Origin of the sequence: Dokdonella sp., assembly GCF_036518555.1 — a bacterium.
GTDB lineage: Bacteria > Pseudomonadota > Gammaproteobacteria > Xanthomonadales > Rhodanobacteraceae > Dokdonella_A.
This window is the reverse complement of the sequence record NZ_DATDMY010000104.1, coordinates 1-3,515: the sequence shown is the minus strand read 5'-3', so window position 1 is coordinate 3,515 and position 3,515 is coordinate 1. Positions and strand designations below refer to the sequence as shown.

The 3,515-nt window shown below is 73.5% G+C and carries 2 protein-coding genes; both read left to right on the top strand.

Features of this window, described 5'->3' with window-relative positions:
* A partial coding sequence (locus VI238_RS06360; RefSeq protein WP_331649617.1) for a hypothetical protein occupies nt 1-529 on the top strand: 529 nt, incomplete at its 5' end.
* A 241-nt stretch (nt 530-770) separates the two neighbouring features.
* The coding region (locus tag VI238_RS06355; RefSeq protein ID WP_331649615.1) for a S8 family serine peptidase at nt 771-3,515 on the top strand (2,745 nt) is incomplete at its 3' end.

Below are 3,515 nucleotides of genomic sequence, written 5' to 3'. Positions count from 1 at the left end.
GACGAGCTGGCAGGCGGAAACGCCGCGCGAGCAGGCGGGCGCGTGGCTCATCCTCGTGCGCGCGCGCATCGCGCGCGGCGACGCGGCTTCGGCGCAGGACGACGTCGCCGCGCTGTCGCGCTGGGCGGAGCGCGACGGCGCACCGGTCGCCACCCTCTACGCCACGCTCGCGCGCGCCGAGCGTGCGGCAGCGATCGGCCTCGCGGCGCAGGCGGACGCGGACTTCGCCGCCGCGCTCGCTCAGGCCGAGCGCGAGCGCGTGCCCTACGATCTGCTGCGCGTCGGCATCGCCTACACGCAGGCGCTGCTCGCGCGCGGCGACTTCGCGCGCGCGGGACCGATCGCGGCGCGTGCGGCGGCCTGGGCGACGCAGGACTACGAGGCAGCGTTGCTGCAGGTCCGGCTTTACCACGCATTGGCCCAGGTCGAACCGTGGCGAAGCGCGCTCGAGCGTGCACGCCGGCTCGCCGGCGAGCGCGCCGTGCCGGACGAGCTGACGCGCGAGCCGGTGCGCGCGACGAATCGCTAAGGCCTTGTCGGTGCTGCGATTCAGCGACAGCACAGGGCCCGCAAAGGCTGCACGAATGCGCGCACCGGCCCGACACGCCTAGGCTGCGACGAGGGGCTCCTCGCGACGATCCATGCGACGACGCCGTCGTCGCGCGAGCCCCCTGCCAAGGAAACGACGAGAGAATTCCATGCACGATGTCGATTTGGCGCGCACGCCGCGCGCACGTTCCCCGCGGTCGCCGCGGCGGTCATGGTCGCCGATGCTCGGCGTCGCCCTGCTGGTGTTCTGCAACGGCCTGCTCGCCGCGACGGGCGCGATCCGCACGCCGGTTGCACACGTGCGCGGGGCCGGCGCGCCCGCGGGGGCAGCGACGACCACGGTCGAGATCGCGCCCGCGCTGCAACGCCGGCTCGCCGGCGGCGGCCGCAGCGGCTTTGCGATCGAGTTCCGCGAACGTGCCGACCTCTCCGCCGCGCGCACGCTCGACTGGAACGCGCGCGGGCGCTACGTCTACACCCGGCTGCACGAGACGGCCGAACGCAGCCAGGCCGGCGTCCGGCGGCTGCTGCGCGAGCGCGGCGTCGCGTTCCATGCCTACTGGATCAAGAACGCGATCCTCGTCGACGAGGGCGACGTCGCGACCCTGCAGCGCGTCGCGCAGGCGCCCGGGGTCGCGCGCATCCGCGAGCTGCCGAAGGCCGAGCTCATCGCACCCGAGCGCCCGCCCGTGCGCGCAGCGGCACGCCCGGCGGGCTCCGACGGCACCACCGACAACGTCGCCTGGATCGGCGCCGAACAGGTGTGGGCGGACGGCACCACCGGCGACGGGGTGACCGTCGGCATCATCGACGACGGCGTGTTCTTCCGCCACGAGGCAGTCGTGCGGCAGTATCGCGGCAACCTTGGCGCGGGCGGCTTCTCGCACGACTACAACTGGTACGCGCCGACCCTGCAGACGAGCGAACCCGATGGCTCGCAAGGCGAAGGCCACGGCACGCATGTGGCCGGCACGATCGCCGGCGACAACGGCGCCGCCGACGCGAACCAGCGGCTGCGCACGGGCGTCGCGCCGGGCGCGCGTTGGATCGCCTGCCTCGGCCTGCCGATCAAGGGCAACGAATTCGCATTGCCCGCCTGCGGCGAGTTCATGCTCGCGCCGACGAAGACCGACGGCAGCGCGCCGAACCCGGACCTGCGCCCACAGGTCGTCAACAACTCGTGGGGCAGCTCCGCGCTCTGCGACGGCACCGCCGACGACTTCTATCGCGACATCGTCGAAGCGTGGGTCGCCGCGGGCATCTTCCCGGTGTTCGCCGCAGGCAATGCGGGCAATTGCGGCCTGCCCGAACCGCCCGGCCTGTCGACGGTGACGAGCCCCGCCTCGCTCGGGAGCGCGTTCGCGGTCGGCTCGACCGGCAACCACGATGGCGCCTACGCGCCGCATTCGCTGTGGGGCCCGGCCGCCGAGGCGAGCGAAGGCCTGCCGACATACCCGGACCCGCGCGGCTACCCGACCCTGAAGCCGCAGGTCGTCGCGCCCGGCGTCGACATCCTCTCCGCGATCGACGGCGGCACCGGCTACGCGACGATGACCGGCACGTCGATGTCGGCGCCGCACATCAGCGGCCTCGTCGCGCTCATGCTCGAGGCGGGCGAATGCCTGCGCGGAGACTATGCGGCGCTCGGCGGCATCCTCATGCAGACCGCGCGCCCGATCGACTACGCGAGCGGAGGCTCACCGCCGCCGGGCGTCGGCAACCTTCCGAACTACGCGACCGGCTGGGGCGAGATCGACGCGCCGCACGCGGTCGACATCGCCGCGCACGCGTGCGGTCCGCAAGGCTTCATCCGCGGCCGCGTGACCGACGCGACGGGCACGCCGATCGCGGGCGCGAGGATCGACGTGTTCGTCGACGAGAATGTACGCGTCTACCAGGCGACGAGCGGCAGCGACGGCAGCTACGTGCGCCGGCTGCCGGTCGACGCGGGCGGCGGCTACACCGTGCGCGCGACCGCGTACGGCTATCTGCCCGCGAGCGAGTCCGGCGTGCGCGTGCAGGCGGACGCGACGACGCTGCACGACGTCGTGCTCGCGACGGCGCCGATGGTGAAGGTCGCCGGCCGCGTCGTCGATGCCGCGACCGGCTGGCCGCTGCACGCGAAGATCGAGATCGCGGGATCGCCCGACAGCCCGGTGTGGACCGATCCGCTCAGCGGGCGCTATTCGGTGCGCCTGCCGGATGGACGTCCATATCGCCTGGACGTCGCGAGCGACATCGCCGGTTACCGCGCGGCGTCGCGCGAACTTGCGTCGATCGCCGACGGCGCGGTGCAGGATTTCGCGCTCGAAGCCGACGCGGTCGCCTGCAGCGCGCCGGGCTACGCCTACGCGACGTTCGTGCTCGGCGAGGACTTCGAAACCAACGGCACCGCGCCGCCCGCCGGCTGGAGCCGCTCGAGCCTCGGGCTCGGTTGGCTGTTCGGCACGAGCGACGAGGTCGGCGGCTCGATCTTCCCGATTCCCGCGCACGGCCGCTTCGCCGCCGCGAACGACGAACTCGGCGCCGGCGAAGGCTGGGACAACGACGGTCGCAACGATTACCTGCAGCTGCCGCCGCTCGGCCTCGCGATCGACAACCCCGTGCTCAGCTATCGCAGCTACTACATCGACACCGGCGGCCGCGCGCGCATCGAGGCGAGCACCGACGGCGGCGCGACATGGAGCGCGCTCGGCGCGCCGAAATCGGCGTACGAGCTCGGTGCCTGGACCGACGAGACCGTCGCGCTGTCGGGTGCCGCGACCAACGGCGCGCTCGTGCGCTTCCATGCCGACGACGGCAGCACCGACGGCGAGCCGCGGTTCGGCGGGCCGTGGGCGGTCGACGACGTGCGCGTGCGCGGCGCGTGCACGCCGCCGGCCAGCGGCGGCCTCGTCGTCGGCCACGTGCGTGACGCGAACACGGGCGCCGCACTCGACGGCGCCGACGTGAGCGTCGCGAGCGGT